18 protein-coding genes and 1 pseudogene are annotated in these 18,450 nt (G+C 45.3%); 10 read left to right on the plus strand and 9 right to left on the minus strand.

Annotated features, from left to right (window positions below):
- Positions 1 to 150: 150 nt before the first annotated feature.
- The gene (fabG, locus tag QVO88_RS06665) at positions 151 to 882 is read right to left on the minus strand and encodes a 3-oxoacyl-ACP reductase FabG (RefSeq protein ID WP_022287721.1); all 732 of its coding nucleotides are present in this window, start codon (positions 880 to 882) and stop codon (positions 151 to 153) included.
- 64 nt (positions 883 to 946) lie between these two features.
- Positions 947 to 1,141, minus strand: coding sequence for a hypothetical protein (locus QVO88_RS06670; RefSeq protein ID WP_022287722.1), 195 nt, complete (start codon positions 1,139 to 1,141; stop codon positions 947 to 949).
- 137 nt (positions 1,142 to 1,278) lie between these two features.
- On the opposite strand from QVO88_RS06670, the gene QVO88_RS06675 reads away from it, so the two are divergent.
- Positions 1,279 to 1,827, plus strand: a complete 549-nt coding sequence (locus tag QVO88_RS06675; protein ID WP_022287723.1) for a hypothetical protein — start codon at positions 1,279 to 1,281, stop codon at positions 1,825 to 1,827.
- Between the two features lie 90 nt (positions 1,828 to 1,917).
- Here the strand turns inward: QVO88_RS06675 and QVO88_RS06680 are convergent, their stop codons facing one another.
- The 6 genes from QVO88_RS06680 to QVO88_RS06705 form a co-directional block, all read right to left on the minus strand.
- Complete coding sequence (locus QVO88_RS06680; protein WP_022287724.1) at positions 1,918 to 3,390, minus strand: hypothetical protein; 1,473 nt, start codon at positions 3,388 to 3,390, stop codon at positions 1,918 to 1,920.
- Entirely contained in the window at positions 3,387 to 3,947 is a 561-nt protein-coding gene (locus QVO88_RS06685; RefSeq protein ID WP_022287725.1) for an RNA polymerase sigma factor, read from the minus strand. The genes QVO88_RS06680 and QVO88_RS06685 overlap by 4 nt, the downstream gene beginning before the upstream one ends.
- Positions 3,948 to 4,161: 214 nt before the next feature.
- Entirely contained in the window at positions 4,162 to 5,160 is a 999-nt protein-coding gene (locus QVO88_RS06690; protein WP_022287726.1) for an aldolase catalytic domain-containing protein, read from the minus strand.
- Between the two features lie 316 nt (positions 5,161 to 5,476).
- Positions 5,477 to 6,742, minus strand: a complete 1,266-nt coding sequence (locus QVO88_RS06695; RefSeq protein ID WP_022287727.1) for a 2-hydroxyacyl-CoA dehydratase — start codon at positions 6,740 to 6,742, stop codon at positions 5,477 to 5,479.
- Positions 6,742 to 9,720 carry an acyl-CoA dehydratase activase-related protein gene (locus QVO88_RS06700; RefSeq protein ID WP_022287728.1) on the minus strand — a complete coding sequence of 993 codons (2,979 nt, stop codon included), beginning with the start codon at positions 9,718 to 9,720 and terminating at the stop codon, positions 6,742 to 6,744. Before QVO88_RS06700 ends, QVO88_RS06695 begins: the two co-directional genes overlap by 1 nt.
- 207 nt (positions 9,721 to 9,927) lie before the next feature.
- The gene (locus tag QVO88_RS06705) at positions 9,928 to 11,454 is read right to left on the minus strand and encodes an AAA family ATPase (protein WP_022287729.1); all 1,527 of its coding nucleotides are present in this window, start codon (positions 11,452 to 11,454) and stop codon (positions 9,928 to 9,930) included.
- A 354-nt stretch (positions 11,455 to 11,808) separates the two neighbouring features.
- Here QVO88_RS06705 and QVO88_RS06710 point away from each other — a divergent pair, with 354 nt between their 5' ends.
- From QVO88_RS06710 to QVO88_RS06750, 9 genes are all read left to right on the plus strand, one after another.
- On the plus strand, positions 11,809 to 12,651 hold the full coding sequence (locus QVO88_RS06710; RefSeq protein WP_022287730.1) for an aldose 1-epimerase family protein: 843 nt from the start codon (positions 11,809 to 11,811) through the stop codon (positions 12,649 to 12,651).
- Positions 12,651 to 13,112, plus strand: coding sequence for a D-aminoacyl-tRNA deacylase (dtd, locus tag QVO88_RS06715; protein ID WP_022287731.1), 462 nt, complete (start codon positions 12,651 to 12,653; stop codon positions 13,110 to 13,112). Before QVO88_RS06710 ends, dtd begins: the two co-directional genes overlap by 1 nt.
- Positions 13,109 to 13,450 (plus strand): arsenate reductase family protein, encoded by a 342-nt coding sequence (locus tag QVO88_RS06720; protein WP_022287732.1) that lies wholly within the window; start codon positions 13,109 to 13,111, stop codon positions 13,448 to 13,450. Before dtd ends, QVO88_RS06720 begins: the two co-directional genes overlap by 4 nt.
- A gap of 104 nt (positions 13,451 to 13,554) precedes the next feature.
- The gene (locus QVO88_RS06725) at positions 13,555 to 14,349 is read left to right on the plus strand and encodes an amidohydrolase family protein (protein ID WP_022287733.1); all 795 of its coding nucleotides are present in this window, start codon (positions 13,555 to 13,557) and stop codon (positions 14,347 to 14,349) included.
- A 33-nt stretch (positions 14,350 to 14,382) separates the two neighbouring features.
- Complete coding sequence (locus QVO88_RS06730) at positions 14,383 to 15,009, plus strand: SH3 domain-containing protein (protein ID WP_022287734.1); 627 nt, start codon at positions 14,383 to 14,385, stop codon at positions 15,007 to 15,009.
- Positions 15,010 to 15,023: 14 nt separating this feature from the next.
- Complete coding sequence (locus tag QVO88_RS06735; protein ID WP_022287735.1) at positions 15,024 to 15,530, plus strand: DUF6106 family protein; 507 nt, start codon at positions 15,024 to 15,026, stop codon at positions 15,528 to 15,530.
- A 2-nt stretch (positions 15,531 to 15,532) separates the two neighbouring features.
- On the plus strand, positions 15,533 to 15,916 hold the full coding sequence (acpS, locus tag QVO88_RS06740; RefSeq protein WP_022287736.1) for a holo-ACP synthase: 384 nt from the start codon (positions 15,533 to 15,535) through the stop codon (positions 15,914 to 15,916).
- Complete coding sequence (locus QVO88_RS06745) at positions 15,909 to 17,432, plus strand: bifunctional ADP-dependent NAD(P)H-hydrate dehydratase/NAD(P)H-hydrate epimerase (protein WP_022287737.1); 1,524 nt, start codon at positions 15,909 to 15,911, stop codon at positions 17,430 to 17,432. Before acpS ends, QVO88_RS06745 begins: the two co-directional genes overlap by 8 nt.
- Positions 17,433 to 17,492: 60 nt before the next feature.
- Entirely contained in the window at positions 17,493 to 17,987 is a 495-nt protein-coding gene (locus QVO88_RS06750; protein WP_022287738.1) for a hypothetical protein, read from the plus strand.
- Positions 17,988 to 18,034: 47 nt separating this feature from the next.
- Here the strand turns inward: QVO88_RS06750 and QVO88_RS06755 are convergent.
- Positions 18,035 to 18,450: pseudogene (locus tag QVO88_RS06755) on the minus strand (hypothetical protein); the annotation flags it as partial.

An 18,450-nucleotide genomic window follows, 5' to 3' on the forward strand; every position in this document is an offset into this window, starting at 1 on the left:
GTTCTCAAAACTTGTAGAAATTCAGAATTGTAGGGACGTCGCATTTCTGCAAAGCAGAAATTGCATCGCTCCCCTACACATTTCAAAAAGCGGTGCAAAATTACATCATATCACAAATTGCAGCGTAAAATGCCCGTCACGGCGAGTGACCTATATCCAGCAACCGTCAACTCTGACGACCTGCCCGTGAATGTAATCTGCTCCCTCTCCACTGAGAAAACGCACAACATTCGCCACATCTCTCGGCTTGCCTATCCTGCCTGCCGGTATGTCATCAACTATCACACGAACATCTTCCTCCGTCAGCTCGCCGTTCATTTTCGTGTCTATCATTCCGCAGGATACGCAGTTCACCCTTATACCGCTTATGGCAACTTCCCTCGCCAACGCCTTCGTAAATCCTATAAGCCCAGCCTTTGCCGCCGAGTATGCAACCTCGCAGGAAGCTCCCTTTTCGCCCCATACTGAGGTTATATTTATCACATTTCCACTGTGTTCCCTTATCATCTCAGGAAGCACCGCCCTGCTCATACGCATTGCACCAAGCAGATTCACGTTCATCATCTCGCATAGCTTCTCGTCAGTCATGTCAGTGAAAAGCTCTATATCCGCTGTGCCTGCGTTGTTTACAAGAAGCGTAACAAAGCCCAAACTGTCCCTGACTTCCGCCACGCATTTATCTATACTGTCCTTGTCGCCAATGTCGCAGTAAAAAACCTCTGCACATAAGCCACGCTCTTTAAGCTCAGATACCAAAGCTTCCGCCGCTGCCCTGCCATTCTTGTAGCATACAGCCACCTGCCAGCCGTCCTCAGCAAGCACCCTGCATATCTCCGAGCCTATCCCACCAGAGCCACCTGTTACCAATGCTGTCTTTTTCATAAAAATACCCCCGCAGATCATGATATACTGTAATTATATCACACCTGCGGAGGTTTTTCAACGGCTACTTTTCGTTCTCGTCTACCCATTTTCTCGCCCAGCCTGCATTCTGCTCCTGACGATTGTATACTCTGCCGTTTGGCGCAGTGTAATTGTCCGTCACAACATATTCCTGACCTGCCGAGATAACGTCATGGGGCTTGTATACCTTTGTGCCGTCTGACGCCTGCGGGAAACGGCTCTTGTCACGCTTTTTCATGGCTATCACTCTCCTTTTTATGTTATTATCCTGCCCGAAGCTTTTGTGATTATCAGATGAAAAATCTGCATAACAGTTGAAAATATCACGATAACGTGGTATAATCATCTTATACTAATTTTATCGGGAGTATTAAAATGGAAAAATACAACAAACAAAAAGCTATACTCACCGCACTGCTGAAATGGGTTGAAACAGAGTTCTTCGGAATTTTCGTATTCCTCTTTTTTATCGCAGTTGCAAAGCCTTTCGGTGCATTGGCAAATATAATTTTCGGTCTTACAGGACTTCTCACAGTGGTCTGCCTTATGGCTGACTTTGGTCTGAAACAGGGAGAGGAAGCCAGAAATAAGGTCACATTCCACGGTGAAAAGGATTGCCCTAACTATGGCTTCACACTTGGTCTTATTGCAAGCATACCATGCTACATAACAATGATACTGCTGATGATATCAAAAATCAGCGGCTCGTTCAACTTCATGCCTGCCTATAAGCTTCTCGACGCCTGCTTCTATCCTCTTATAGATTGGGCTGCCCACTCTGCCGACGTAAAAGATATGTCCCCATTTGTTTTCATCATGACCGCCATATTCCCTCTACTCTATCCATTTGCCACATGGATAGGCTTCAAAATATCCTACAAGCAGATAGACGTAAAAGAGCGTGTGGTCTACAAGCACAAATAAAATCAAGCCTGCCGTATCAGTCCGATACGACAGGCTTTTATCTTTTTTATCGAAAAAACTCAGTTCTCCACTATACATTAAACTATTTCATTACTGAAAATCTATCTCTATATCTTTTAGCGTCACATAGTTTACTCCATTGCAGTTTTTATCGCTTGCAGTGTTTGCGATAAGCGTTATCTTTGCCGTGCCTTTCACGTAGTCGGCACCAATATCCGTCTTGTTGTCATACGTGTAGCTCTCTCCGGCTTTGAGCAAAGTGTTCATGGTGTTTCTGTCGCCATTTTCGCCATAGCTCGTGGAATTGCCCTTACTGTCCTCTGTGGTGATATACTGGTCAGTCGTGAAGTCAAGCGCCATGTCCTTGTCCCAGTTGTTTGTGTAGGTAATATGGCTTATGAACTCGCCTCCGCTTACCTCATAGGAGTATTTCGCCGTGAGCCTGCCGTCCTTTGTTGTAAAGGTATTGTCCCCAACGTCCTCAAAATAGTCGATATATCCAATATCAACTTCGTCGGCCATATCAGGATCGTCCTTGGCGACAGAAGTCACCGCTTTCTCACTAGGGTCAACATCGTCAGCGACCTCAGCGTTTTTCTTTACGTCAGTGTATTCGCAGTTCTCATTGAGCCAGTTTTCAAGCTTTTCTGCCTTTTCACCGCCTATATCAAATTTTAATATATCTCCTGCAAAAAGCTGAACATACAGATCTCCGTTAGCAGTAAAATAAGCCGTACCGTTGGCGTCAAGTCTTTCTACATAGAAGCTTATTGTTATTCCGCCCTCAATGTAATATTCATCATCATTTGTTACCGACAAATTAATATCAGGGTCGCTCTCATAAGCATCGCCCTCATAGACCGCATTGTATGAACCATTATCGTCCTTTAACAAGTCAAGCAGCTTTGAGATGTCAGTATTAGTATACTTTCTGAGCCTGCCCGTTTCTGCATCATTGTAAGCATAGTCCACATGAGCCGTTTTTTCAAGACTTACGTCATTTATTATGTCATCAAGGGTCATATCGGTCTTGCAATCAGGTGAGTATTTCCAATCATCATACCACGCCACAGAGCCGTCATCAAAGACCACCGCCAAATAAACGCTTGGTGACAAGTCCTTTATTGAATAAATATCCGCTTTTGTTGTTTCCTTTTTGTTTGTCTCATAGTTTTCCGTTTCAAGAGTCATGGTGGTGAGCTTGCTGTCAAGAAAAGACTTATCAACATGACCCATTGAAACATATTCCACATCGTTATATTCAAACGTCTCATATTTTGCATTCATTGCATATTCGTCCCAAGGAACTCTATATGACACTGTTGCTTCCTCGTCTGCCATCTGCTGGTCAGCCGCAGACTTTGCCTTTATATCTTTGTCCGACCTGCCTGCAAACATCATAACACCCGTCGCTGCAGCGATAACACCGCAAGCCGCCACAGCCGCCCACTTTGTCCATATGGTTTTTATCTTTATGCCGCTGCCGCTCTGTCTGCATTCTTCAATGTAATGCTCGTCAGCATTTTCCAAAGCCTTGAAAATATCCTCTCCTGTTGTTTTCATAAAAGAACTCCCTCCTTTTCAAGCAAAGCCTTTAACTTATTTCTGCTTCTGAAAAGGCTCGCCTTAACTGTGTTCAGGTTCATAGCATACTTTTTTGATATCTCTTTTATAGGCGTTGCAAACCAATATCGCTGGAGAAATATATTTCTGTCTCTCTCCTGCAACTCACCAAGAAATTCGTTTATAAGCCCTTCAAGATGTCTGCCGTCGCAAAGACTCTCGGTGGTGTCATTGTCAGGTATGCACTCGTCAAGCTCCTCCAAGACCGCCGCTATCTCACCTTTTCCACGCTTTGCGGCCTTTGACGCACGATATCTGTCAAATGCGATATTTCTTGTTATCCGCCCGAAAAATGCCGACAGCATTCTGGGTTTCTGTGGCGGGATGGAGTTCCATGCCCTGAGCCAAGTTTCGTTCACGCACTCCTCCGTGTCCTCCCTGACTCCAAGAATATTGTAGCCCACAGAATAACAGTATCCGCCGTATTTCATATCCGATTGTGAAATAGCCTGCTGATCTCTGCTTTCATAAAGCTCAATTATCCTGCTGTCCTCCATTTTTCCGCCCCCTTACATTTAAGCAACACCTCACAAGGCACGCCTAACTTCATTGAAAGTCCTTTCACCTATAATGACGAGATATCCGCCAAAAGGTTTTATGAAAACATAAAATAATTATAACATATGATAAAAAATTATGCAACACAAAAACGACGTCCCACATCACTATGGAAACGCCGTTTATATGAAAGAATGATTTTATGACATCGTTTTATGACAACTCGTTAAGAAGATCCATGTACAATTCGTTGTAATCTGTTCTGTTATCCTTCAGGAATGCGATAGCCGCACGAGGGTGGCGGTTGAGCGCACCTGTGAGCATATAAGGCACGTCATAGCCCCACTGTGAACCCTTTGCCCTCTCCTCAGCAACGTACTTTTCAACAAATTTCAGTGTAGGAGTAAGCTTGTAGTTAGGGTTTCTCAGGAAGCTGAGCATCTGCTCCATAAAGCAGTTTCCTGCACCTCTGCCCATTCCGCTCATTGTAGCGTCCGCAAAGCTTGCGCCGTGAGAAATGCTCTCGATAGTGTTTGCAAAAGCGAGCTGTTGGTTGTTGTGCATATGAACGCCCACCTTTTTGCCACTAGCCTCAGCCACCTCGCAATACTGCGCAGTAAGTCTTCTCACCTGCTCTGGGAAAAGTGAGCCGTAGCTGTCAACAAGATAAATAACGTCAACAGGGCTTTTTGCCACAAGGTCAAGAGCCTGTGCGATATCGTCCTCACGGCTTGCAGAAACAGCCATTATGTTGATAGTCGTTTCATAGCCCATATCGTGGCAGTAGTTTATCATCTCCAGCGCACCAGGCATCTGATGAGTGTATGTTGCAATCCTTATCATGTCGATAACGCTCTCGCTCTTTGGCAGGATATCTTTCTTGAAATCACATCTGCCAACATCAGCCATAACAGAAAGCTTCAGAGGGCTGTCATTCTCGCCCACGATAGCTCTGATATCCTCCTCATCACAGAACTTCCACTTACCGAACCCCTTGACGTCAAAAAGCTCCTTAGAAGCTTTGTAGCCGAACTCCATGTATTCAACGCCTGATTTTATGTTAGTTTTATAGAGTTCTTTTACAAACTCGTCTGAAAATCCAAAATTATTTACAAGACCTCCGTCACGGATAGTTGCGTCCAGAAGCTTTATATCAGGACGATATGACATAAGGTCACCTTTCTGATTTATCGTCTTTGCCTGATTTGCCATTGTGATTACTTCCTTTCCAAAAGCAGGTTCTTATCACGCCTGTATAAAATTTATCACTTTAAAGATTTTATGCTTTTAAGCTTTTATGTATTAAAGTATAACACTATTTTTCTTCCCTGTCAATAGCCCCAAAGCCCTTTAAACACATTTTTTACATTTTAATAATATTTCTCGTCATTTTACACCCAACTTTTATATACTTCTCCCTATGAAGCTTCTGCCCATTTGTAAAATTCGCCGAAAAATCATCATACGACTTGACAAAATACCCCCCTCAGAGCCACGCTCCAAGGGGGTTTTATCTTTCTGTTCTCTATTAATCCATGACCGCATTAGCAAGCATAAGCTTGATACGGTTCTCCTGATTGACCTTTGTCGCACCCGGGTCATAGTCGATAGCGACTATATTTGCGTCCGGATAAGCCTGCTTGATAGTCCTTGACATACCTTTTGCAACAATATGGTTAGGCAGACAGCCGAATGGCTGAGTGCAGATTATGTTTTTTGTGCCTGTTTCTGCAAGAGCCGCCATTTCAGCAGTGATGAGCCAGCCCTCGCCCATTTTTACGCCCTGACTAATATACTTGTCAGCACACTTTCTAAGGTGTTCAAAATCATGAGGCGGCTGGAAAATGCCCTGCTCGTTGATGACCTTTATCTGCTGCTTCTGGAACTTGTAAAGCACATCATAACCAATGCCGTACATAAGAGTGCGGCTGGTTTTCTTGTCATAAAGCTTCTCGTCATTGATAGCGTCCGACGCACAGTAAAGCACGAAGTCCAACAGTCCAGGCACGTTAGGCTCACAGCCCTCAGACAGCAGAAAATCGTTCAGGTGATTGTTCGCAAGGGGTGAATACTTAACGTATATCTCTCCCACGATACCGACCTTAGGCTTCTTCTCCTTTGTCCTGGGAAGCGCCGCAAAGTCTTTGAGCATAGCATTGTAAATGCTCTTTGTGTGCATATATCTGCTCGGGGTAGCAAACAGCTTTCCAAGCCTGTGCTGCCACCTTGCCAAAAGCTCGTCCGTAGAATTTTTCTCTATCTCGTAAGGCTTGCACTGATTGTACAAAAGCATGAGCATATCACCGTAAAGTACCGCATAAATAAGCTTCATTGCAATGGCAGGGGTGATATCTATGGAAGCGTCCTTTTCAAGTCCGCTGAAATTCAGCGACAGAACAGGCACTTCAGGGAACTGCGTTGACAGCGCCTTTCTTATAAGGTGGATATAGTTTGAAGCACGACAGCCGCCGCCCGTCTGTGACATAAGCAGAGCCGTGTGTTCAAGGTCATATTTGCCGCTTTTGAGAGCGTCCATAAACTGTCCGATAACAAGAAGCGCAGGATAGCAAGCGTCATTATGTGTGTTTTTAAGTCCCTCGTCTATAACGTTTCGTGAGCAGTTTTGCAAAAGCTCCATGTTATAGCCATATTTTTTGTATATCGCCATGATAAGCTTGAAGTGTATAGGAAGCATATCAGGTATAAGTATAGTGTATTCCTCACGTCTTGACTTGTCAAAATAAGACCTTTTTACTCTGTCCGAGCCTGCGTGTTTTATCTCTTTTTCAGCCATTACATTGCCTCCTTGTCCATTTTCTTCTCAGCATTTGCGCTGGCTTCTTTTTCCTCCAGTGCCGCCGCCAAAGACCTGAGTCTTATCTTAGCCGCACCGAGATTCGTTATCTCGTCTATCTTTAGCTGAGTGTAAAGCTTGCCCTTTTCTTCAAGTATCGCTCTCACCTCGTCTGTTGTAACAGCGTCGATACCACAGCCGAAGGATACCAGCTGAACGAGCTGCATATCATCATTTTCGCATACATACTCTGCCGCTCTGTAAAGCCTTGAATGATAAGTCCACTGATTAAGTACGTCAAGTGGAGGTGTATCAACCTTCATTGCCACGCTGTCCTCAGTGATAACAGCAAAGCCAAGAGAAGCGATAAGCTTGTGTATGCCGTGGTTTATCTCAGGGTCGATGTGGTAAGGTCTGCCTGCCAGAACGATTATTTTCTGACCCTTTGCCCTTGCCTCAGCGATTATCTCCTGCGCCTTAGCCTCGATATCCCTATGGTATCTCACCTGCTCAGAATAAGCCTTGTTAAGCACTCCAAGCACCTGCTTTGCAGTGATGTTATACTTTGAAAGCGCTCTTGCCATTGCCTTTGCAACGTGCTTTTTGATGTTTATGTCAAGATAAGGCATGATGAAATTATCATCATTCAGCTTGTCATTGTTAGCCTTTAGAAGCTCAGGATAATAAGCAACAACAGGACAGTTATAGTGATTGTCCGACTGACCCTCGTCAGCATTGTAGCTCATGCAAGGATAGAATATAAAGTCCACGCCCTTGTCAAGGAGGCTCTCTATATGACCGTGACAAAGCTTTGCAGGATAACATACCGTATCAGACGGAATAGTTTGCTGACCCTTGTAATATGTATCTCTCGTTGACTCCTCAGACAGCACCACCTCAAAGCCAAGGCTTGTGAGCAGTGTTGAGAAAAACGGCATAAGGTCATAATAAGACAGCGCAAGCGGCAGACCTACCTTTGCAATAGGCTTTGCAGGCTTGTTGTCAGCATAAGAAAGTATCTTGTTATACTTATACTCTATCATGTTTTCCGTTCTGTCGGTTATCTTTATGCCTGCACCCTTTTCACAGCGGTTTCCGGAAGTAAATCTTCTGCCGTCATTAAATCTTATTATAGTAAGGTTACAGTGCGCACCACAGCCACCGCACTGAACGGCTCTTGAATTGTAAGCAAATTCTTCAAGCTGAGCCTTTGTAAGAACGCCTGACTTGCCGTCCCTGCCCTGAGATTTTTCTTTTGCGAAAAGCGCACAGCCGAACGCACCCATAAGTCCCGCAATGGCAGGTCTTATAACGTTTCTGCCAAGCTCCATTTCAAATGACCTGAGCACAGCGTCGTTAAGGAACGTTCCGCCCTGAACGACTATATTCTTGCCAAGCTCGTCAATAGACTTGGCTCTTATTACCTTGTAAACTGCGTTCTTGATGATAGACGAAGAAAGTCCTGCAGAGATATCCTCAACGGAAGCTCCGTCCTTTTGCGCCTGCTTTACAGATGAGTTCATGAACACTGTACATCTTGAGCCCAGTTCCACAGGTGCTTTTGCAAACAGACCGAGCCTTGCAAACTCTGCAATATCATATCCCATTGCACCTGCAAAAGTCTGAATGAACGAGCCACAGCCTGATGAACAAGCCTCGTTAAGCATAATGCTGTCGATAGCATTGTTTTTTATCTTGAAGCACTTGATATCCTGTCCGCCGATGTCGATGATAAAATCAACGTCAGGGCAGAAATAAGCCGCCGCCTTATAGTGCGCAACAGTTTCAACTATACCATAGTCAACGCCCAGACCTGCCTTTATAAGATCCTCACCGTAGCCTGTTACCGCAGACGCCCTGATGTTAAGCTCAGGGGTAGCAAGACTGTAGATCTCCTCAAGCTTTGAAGCGATTATATCCAGCGGCTGACCCTTGTTTGAGCAGTAGTGCTGATAAAGAAGCTTTCCGTCAGGTGTGATAAGCACAAGCTTTGTGGTTGTCGAGCCTGCGTCGATGCCAAGATAAGCGTCGCCCCTGTAAGTTCTGATGTCTTCATATTTAAGGTCAGACTTCTTGTGTCTTTCCACGAAAGCATTATATTCCTCACGGCTTGCAAACAGTGGCTTGCCTACCACGATATTGTCAGTAGCCTTTGCGTTCACTATCTTGTCAAGGGCTTCGTCTATAGTCATTTCCTCAGCAAGAGTGTCAGCATGAAGTGCCGCACCGAAAGCCATATAGCATGAAGAATTTTCAGGAAGTATAGCGTGTTCCTCGTCAAGGTTTAAAGTAGTTCTGAATGCCTTTCTCAGTGCACTGAGATATGTAAGCGGACCCCCAAGGAAAAGCACCTGACCGCCGATCTTTCTGCCCTGCGCCAGACCTGAAACAGTCTGATCCACAACAGCCTGAAAGATAGACGCAGATATGTCCTCTTTTCTTGCGCCCTGATTAAGAAGCGGCTGAATATCAGACTTTGCGAAAACACCACATCTTGAAGCGATAGGATAAGTCTTTTCAGCCTTAAGAGCAAGGTCGTTCATCTCGTCAGGGGTAACGCCCAAAAGTCCTGCCATTTGGTCGATAAAAGCACCTGTGCCACCTGCGCAAGAGCCGTTCATACGCTGTTCAACGCCCCCTGTGAGGAAGATTATCTTAGCGTCCTCACCGCCAAGCTCAACCACAACGTCAGCCTTTGGATACTTCTTGTTTACAGCGATAAAAGCAGAAAAGACCTCCTGCACGAAAGAGATACCGCTTGCCTCAGCGATGCCAAGACCTGCCGAGCCTGTTATGGCTATCCTGAACTTGTCCTCAGGATAAAGCTCTCTGATAGCACGCAGCTGCTCAGCCACCGTTTCCCTTACCTTTGAAAAGTGTCTTTCATATTTGTTATAAATAAACTCGCCCTCGTCAAGAATTACCGTCTTGACCGTGGTCGAACCTACGTCTATGCCTAAATCATAAATCTTGCCCATAGTAAAAACCTCACTGATTCTCGTTTGTACACTCTTAGTTATTATATCACACTTTTTCGCAAATTACAAGCTTTTTATATTAACAAATATGTATCTGAAAACTACCTATAAAGCTAAAACGGGCGAACACTGTTCGCCCCTACAATGCAACTATTACAATGTATGGCAAAATGCGTTCGCCCGTAAATATTCATTTTTTATCTATGCTTATTCCTGCTCTAAAAGGCAATCAGTAAGATTAAGGTCATAGAGATTGTTGTAGGTAGGCTGCTGAACAGGCTCACCTGCAAGTCTGTAGAACTGCTCTGAGCCGTACTTCTTGATGAAGTTTGTGGTGTGGCAATTTATTTTCAGCTCCTCGATAAACTTCTTCATAACATTGCTGTCAGCGCCATAAGCATTCTCAAGGAAGTCAAAAGCGTATTTCAGACCATTCATAGACTGCTGTGTAACGTTGTTTGCGCCATGGAGCAGATTGTTGAAGGAGTTCTGCAAAATAACAGTACAGCGGTTTTTGTTATCTCTTCCCTCGTTCGTACACTTATCAAGATAAGCTTCCAGATTGTGGAGTATCCAGTGCTGGATCTTCTTGTTAGACGGCGAGATGTTTCTTGCTCTTACCGCCTTGTCAAGGCTCTTGTTGCAGTCCATGATGTGTTCACTGATTATCTGACGGCATGAAAGACCATTGTTTATCTTCACAAGGATATCTTCCATTCTTGGGTGGATAAGTCTTATCATCTTCTCCATTTGGATACAGCTTCTCATTGTGTATGTGATGCCGTCCATAAGCAGATTCATAAGAGCCACAGCTTCCTCAGTGCCTGCCGCTCTTGCGTCAGCAATGTTCTGTGCAGTTATACCGCCCTCGAGGATAGCGTCAACGTCATATTTCTCACGATAGTAGTTGAATCTGTCATAATATTCCGCAAAGCCCTTTGAGAACTCTGGGTTCTGTACATACTGAGCAGCCAGAGCGTGGTCAACAAGGATACCGCTCTCCTCATAAAGCTGCATCATTTCAGAAAGGTCCTCCCAGCCACGGGCAGTAACAAAGCGGTAGTTGTTCTTATCGCTTGCGTCTACCATATAATAATGGTCAGGGTGAAGCTCAAGATATGATATGATAGCTGGGTGAACGCCTGCATAGTAAGCATATTCTTTCCAAACGTCGAAATCAGGCTGACACTCGACCCTCTTAACACGGTCGAGAGTAACGATATCGAACTCAGAAACAGACTTGTTGAACTCAGGCGGGTTACCTGCTGTAACAACTACCCAACCTGCCGGAACCTGATGAAGTCCGAAAACCTTATACTGCAAGAACTGGAGCATTGCAGGAGCAAGGGACTCGGAAACGCAGTTGATCTCATCGAGGAAGAGAATACCCTCTTTGATGCCAGTGGCTTCGATAGTGTCATAAAGAGTAGCCACGATCTCACTCATCGTGTACTCGGATATCTGCACGTCAGCACCGGTGTAGTTTCTATGTACAATAACAGGCAGACCGAGGGCAGACTCTCTTGTGTGGTGGGACATCGAGTAGGTAACAAGGTTTACGCCAGTTTCCTGAGCTATCTGCTCCATAATAGCGGTCTTACCGATACCAGGTGCGCCAAGCAGGAACACAGGTCTCTGATGTTCTATGCTAATTCGGTAATCGCCAAATTCGTCTTTAATGAGATAGGCTTGTATTGCATTAAGTATCTGTTGTTTTGCTTCTTTAATATTCATAATCATTTCTCCTCAGTGCAGTCTGAAGCTGTGAACAAAAAGCACTGCACAATTAAATAATCTTACCATTTTATTATAGACTATCTCCAAATTAAAGTCAATAGTCATCACAAGTTTTGTCAGCTTACACAAACAATTGAAAATATTTTAGTTATTCTGTATCAAAGTCATAAAATTTAACTGTTAAAATATTGATATCAAAACAGAATTTTCAACAGACTTTTAAGTTTTTTCAAACGTTTTCGCCCATACCCCAGCAGACCTCATAACCTCACTGCTCACTTGGTTTTGACATCTCCCAAACAATGTGCTATAATAATAAGGTATAAAATTTATCCCTCGGAGGTCTGATCTATGCTTTATGAAATAAAAAATGATAAACTCTCTATCTCAGCCGACACTTTCGGTGCTGAGCTTCACTCTATCAAACTGGACGGCAAAGAATATCTCTGGCAATGCGGTGACGCTTGGAAACGCTACGCTCCTATCCTCTTCCCGTTCATATGCTCCCCTAAAGACCGCACCTACAAGGCTGGCGGTCAGGAATATCACATGGCTGCAAACCATGGTTTCGCTCGTGACAGCGAATTTGCTTTCTCAGGCAGCACAAAAAATTCCCTGAGCTTTATCCTCAAAGACAATGACGTTACCCTTGCTCAATACCCATATCACTTTGAGCTTGAAGTCACCTACTCCATAAAAGGTTCAAAAGTCACCGTCACAAACACAGTAAAAAACACTGATGAAAAGGCTATGTACTTCTATCTCGGCGGTCACCCTGCTTTTATCTGCGATATCCAAGGTGGCAAATGCACAGTTGAGTACGAGAAAAACGAGCATATCGTTCAGCCTATCCCAAACGGCGAGAGGACTATCCTTGACGGTGAAAAGACTATCACTCTCACAAGAGAGCTTTTCGACTATGACGTTATCATGAAAGACCACCCTGCTTCAAAGGCTGTCACCCTGAAAAAGTCTGACGGCGGTTTCGTAAAGCTGTCATTCCCACACTCTGACTGCATTGCAGTATGGACTTCCACAGGCAACCCTGACGCTCAGTTTATCTGCCTTGAGCCTTGGACTAGCGTGCCTGTTTACGAGGACGACGCTTTTGAGGATATTGAAAACAAGCCTCACGCTATCAAGCTTGCACCTGAAGCTGTTTACACCTACAGCTACACCGTGGAGGTGGGCTGATGAGAGCGGTAATACAGAGGGTCACAAGTGCAAAAGTTGAGGTCGAGGGCAAGGTCACAGGCGAGATAGGAAAGGGCTTTCTGATACTTTTCGGAGTAGGTCAGGAGGACACTGAGGCTGACTGCGACAAGCTTGCAGACAAGATATCAAAGCTTCGCATTTTCGCTGACGAGAACGACAAGACAAATCTTTCTATAAACGATGTTGGCGGAGATATTCTTTGCGTTTCACAGTTCACCCTTTATGCAGATTGTCACCACGGCAACCGCCCGTCATTTATCTATGCAGGCAAACCTGATGAAGCCAACAGACTTTATAAATACTTCTGCAAGGTCTGCGGTGAGAAAATTTCAGGCAAGGTAGAAAAGGGCGTTTTCGGTGCAGACATGAAAGTTTCACTGCTCAATGACGGTCCTTTTACTATCATTCTTGAATGCAGAAACGGAGAGATAATTCCATGAACATACAGATATTCGGCAAGTCAAAATCCTTTGACACAAAAAAGGCCGAGCGTTATTTCAAAGAGCGTGGAATAAAGTTCCAATCTGTTGACCTGCCTACAAAGGGGCTTAGCAAGGGCGAGCTTAACTCAGTGCTTGCGGCTGTTGGCGATATTGACAAGCTTATCGACCCAAAGGCAAAGGGAGAGCAGGCAATGCTCATAAAATATCTTGGAAGCACCGAGGAAAAGATAGAAAAGCTTCTTGACTATCCCGAGCTTTTTGCCGCACCTATCGTAAGAAACGGCAAGAAAGCTACAGTAGGCTTCTGCCCCGAGGTGTGGAAAAGCTGGGAATAGCCCTAGATGAAAATACTGTGAAAATTGCCGATATTCGTTGAAAGAAGCTTGAAAGTGTGGTATAATACCATATGGAAAAGTATTTTCAGAAAGAGATGTTTTAAATGGTAATTGATTTTCACGTTCATGCCTTTAATCCAAAGGTAGCGGAAAAGGCTGTTGAAAAGCTTCAGGCTTGCAGTGGAATAACTCCTTTCACAAGAGGCACTGCAGAGGAAACCATACAGCGTTTTGACGAATGGGGCATTGACAAGGGCGTGCTGTTATCAGTGGCAACAAAACCTACTCAGCAGAGAGTTATAAACGATTGGTGCGCTGAACAGGACGGCGGAAGATTTATAAGCTTCGGTGGAATACACCCTGACGCTGAGGACTATGAGCAGGAGATAGCCCACATAAAGGAGCTTGGACTTCACGGCATAAAGCTTCACCCTGATTATCAGGGCTTTATGATAGATGATGAGCGCATGGACAAGATATATGACGCCATTGAAAGGGCCGACCTGCCTGTTATATTCCATTCGGGCTATGACTGCGTTTCCCCTGACCTTATCCACTCCACACCTGAGAGGGCGCTGAACATGATAAAAAAGCACCCTAAACTCAAGGTCATTCTTGCACATCTTGGTGCAAACATGATGTGGGAGCATGTGCGTGACGTTTTGGCAGGAGTTGACGGTGAAGTTTATTTTGACACCGCTTTCACAAGTATGTGTCCTGACGAGCTTATGCAGGCTATCGTTGAAAAGCATGGGGCTGACAGGATACTTTTTGCAAGCGACTGCCCTTGGGACAGTTCCTACCTTATAAAAGAAAAGATACTGCACTTGAACATTTCCGAGGATAACAAAGATAAAATTCTCGGCGGCAACGCAGAAAGACTTCTTGGCTTAAAATAAAATTGTGTAAATTCTGAAAAGAGGATATAAAAAATGAGATCAAAACTGCTTGTGGCTGTGCTGGCTTGTTCTGCGGTTTTCGGGCTTGCGTCATGTGGGGCAATGCTTCCAGAAAGCTCCTCCGAAACGGAGACCACCACGGGTACTGCCGCCCAGAGAGTTATAGAGACCACAAAGACCGCCACAATGGGCGACGATTATGATGAGGACGATGAGGATTACGAGGGCTACACCACCACCACTTCTGTGACGGCAGGTACACTTGAAAACCCTGACGTGAGCATTGACGAAGGCTACGACCCTGACATAATCGCAACGGCAACAAAGAGGACGACCACCACCACAACCACAACATCTGCCGAAACAAAGGCGACTAAAAAAACCACCACCACAAAGTTCAAAAAGGACGCACTTTTCCCTTTGGGTGATGATGTGAAATACCCTGATTCTATCCCATTTCTTGTAAAGTCAGACACCTCTTACCTTAATCTCAGATACGGTCCGTCAAAGAAATATGACGTGATAGAAAAGATACCTGACGGAAAGACCATAAACGGCTACGGCGAGAGAACAGACGGTGACGGAAACATATGGGTATATGTAAAATATAACAATAAAAGCGGCTGGGTAATGAAAGAGCTTCTCAGCGGCACTGAATAAACGGAGGACAAATAATGGACAGCTTCAAGGAACAGATAGTTCGCAAGATTCCCACAAAGAACGATAAGATACAGAAAATTTTCATCATGATAGCAAGCGTGGCACTTGCCGCACTGTGCTTTATCTTCCCTTTCGGCACGCAGTTTTCTGTAATAGGCATTTTTCTTGCCGCCGCCGCACTTTATGGCGGTTATTATCTTACAACAAAACTCGATGTGGAGTATGAATACATTTTCACAAACGGAGAAATAGACGTTGACAAGATAACGGCTCAGCGTTCAAGAAAACGCCTTATCACATTCCGTTGCGGCAGTGCGACAGATTTCGGCATTGCTGACGAGAATTTCTCTGTACCTGAGGGCGCAACACAGGTCCTTGCCTGCGCTTGTGACGATAGCCTTACAGACTACTACATAACATTCAACCACAAAAATCTCGGGCTTACAACTGTTATTTTCACACCAGATGACGATATGCTGGCACTTATGAAGCCTGCGCTTCCGAGAACACTGAGGAAATAAAAATGAAAATATTTGTCGGAACTGATCTTATTGAGATCGAACGCATAAAAAAAAGCTGTCAGAGCCGACGTTTCTGTGAAAGGGTTTACTCCGAAAAGGAGCTGACCCTTTTTTCACAGAAGAAAAACCCATACGAATCCATGGCGGCGAATTGGGCGGCTAAGGAAAGCTTCGCAAAGGCTTTAGGCACTGGGGTCGAGGGCTTCGCCTTAAACGAGGTGTCCTGCTTGCGTGACGAGCTTGGCTGTCCTTATCTGGAGCTTACAGGGAATGCGCTTTTGGCGGCTGAAAATAGGGGGCTGACCTTTGCGGTGTCACTTTCCCACATCAAGGATATCGCTTCGGCAGTGGTGATAGCTTATGAAAAGGAGGATAAAAATGGATAGGATATTAACAGTGGAGCAAATGACATTTTGCGAGCATGAGGCTGAAAAATATGGCGTGAGCCTTGCTCAGCTCATGGACAATGCGGCAGCACAGCTTTCGGAGGTCATTGCAAGCAACTCGTCTTCGTCCTCAAAGATAGTGCTTCTTATTGGCAAGGGAAACAATGGCGGTGACGGACTTGTGGCGGCAAATTTGCTTGCGGAACAAGGCCTCAAGCCTGCGGTGGTCCTATGCTGTGGTGAGCCTGACACTGACCTCTCCTCGGCAGCGTATGCTAGGCTCGATAAGAGCGTAGAGGTGCTGAAAGCTGAAAATGCGCTGGATTTTATCGAGGGTGCAGACGTGCTTGTGGACTGCATTTTCGGAACGGGTTTTCACGGAAGCCTGCGTGAAAATATCCTGCCAGTGTTCAGAGCTTGTGAAAAATGTGAAGGCATGAAGATAGCCTGCGACCTGCCGTCGGGAGTCAATGCACGGAATGGTCAGGCTGACAAGCTATCGTTCATGGCTGACGTGACAGTGACCTTTCATCGTGGCAAGCTGGGTCTTTATTTACAGCCTGCGGTGGACGTTTGCGGTGAAATTCTGGTAAAAGATATCGGTATTGACGAGCGTTGCGAGAATACCCTATACCCTGTTATAACGCCTTTTGACGTGGTAAAAGCAAGGGCGGCACTGCCTTTTAGACCTGCTGACGGACACAAGGGCACGTTCGGCAAGGTGGTGAGCGTGGCAGGCTCGGAGAGCTATATAGGTGCGGCAGGACTTTCAGCAATGGCGGCAATGCGAACAGGCGTGGGGCTTTTTGAGCTTTGCACTGCAAAAAGCGTAGTCAACTCCCTGTCGGCTGGTATGTATGAATGTACATACTCGGCAATGAAAACCGACAAGGACGGCTTTATGGTGGCTGAAAATGCGGAGACGATACTGAAAAAGTGCGAAAAGGCAAGCTGTTTGCTGATAGGCTGTGGGCTTGGTCACACGGCTCAGACAGAGAAGCTTGTGGCGGAGCTTATTGAAAATGCGGAGATACCCATAGTTTTGGACGCTGACGGAATAAATTCACTTTGTCCGAATATAGATGTACTGTTGAAGAAGAAAAGTACAGTTATCCTCACCCCTCACCCTGCGGAGCTTGCAAGGCTTTGTGGCGTGACGGTAGGCGAGGTCATGTCGGACAGACTTGGGTTTGCATATCGGCTGTCAGAAAAATATGGTGTGACAGTGCTTGCGAAGTCGGCTGACACCTTTGCTGTGGACGGTGGAAAGGTTTATCTTTGCACCGAAGGCACAACTGCGCTTGCAAAGGGTGGCTCAGGGGATATGCTTGCAGGCATTGTTTCCTCCTATGTAGCTCAGGGGTGCGACGCTCTCGATGCAGCCGCACTTGGGTCGTTCACACTTGGCTCGACGGCTCTACTTGCAGGATACAAAAGATCTGAGCGTGGAATCATTGCAAGAGATGTTATTGACGCTTTGCCACGATTTTTGTATGACCTTGAAAACGCCGACTAGGCTGTACTAAAAACAAAGACCTTCTTCTTATGAAGAGGGTCTTTTTTAATGGAGGGCAAAATGAAAAGAACAAAGGCATTTTTTCTCACGATTTTGGCGGTAATGGGCTTATGCTCATGCGGTAAAAGCACCGAAGTCAAACCCGTAAAGCTGGCAGAGGATTACAAGACCCCGGCTGAGTTCACCATTGACGGCACGGAATACGTCGCAAGCTTCACCCGTGAGGGTGCAGATATGTGGGAGTGTGAGATAACCGCGCCAGAAACTGTCAGCGGTATGGCGATAACCTGCTCAGGAGAAAGCGCACGACTTGAATACAAGGGTTTGACCTACGAAACTGACCGAGGGAACATACCCGAAAGCTCCGCTGTCACAATGACTGCCGCTGTGCTTGACAAGCTTATTTCGCAGAAAGGCGTGACGTATCTCAAAAATGACAAGGGAGATATCACCGCCACGGGACAGATAAAAGGGCAGGATTTTTCGGCTAAAATCAAAGGCGGAAAGGTAAAAAGCTTGGAGATATCAGGGGAGATAAGCGTAAAATTCACATAAAAAAAGGTGCAGAGAAAATCTGCACCTTTCTTATGTATGGAAATGAATTATTTACCAAACTTTGCACAAGCGATAACGTTACCGTCCTCGTCCTCAAATCTGAGGTCAGCAATGTAGAAATCAGCCTGGTTTGGAATGCCCCATCTCATAAGTGAAACATACTGTGGTTCAGTTGAGTTTACAAATGTAGCGCCGTCCTTGATACCAGGTCTCATTGTAAGCTCATAGGAACCCCACTCAGAAGTCCACTCAGCCTCGCCGAAGTCATAGAGGTCGTTCCAACTGTTTTCACCTTCACCTGTTGTAGGCTGTGTAACGAATGCACCCATGAAGTTACCAGGAACGAGTGATTTTGTGCCGTCGTCACCAGTGAACTCGCCAACTGCCTTTGTAACTACGTCAGCCTTGATAGTGAAGATCTTCTCAAGATCAGCTTCCTGACCCTCGAAGAGCTTCTCCATGT

The organism is Ruminococcus sp. CAG:57 (assembly GCF_000435935.1).
Lineage (GTDB): Bacteria > Bacillota > Clostridia > Oscillospirales > Ruminococcaceae > Hominimerdicola > Hominimerdicola aceti.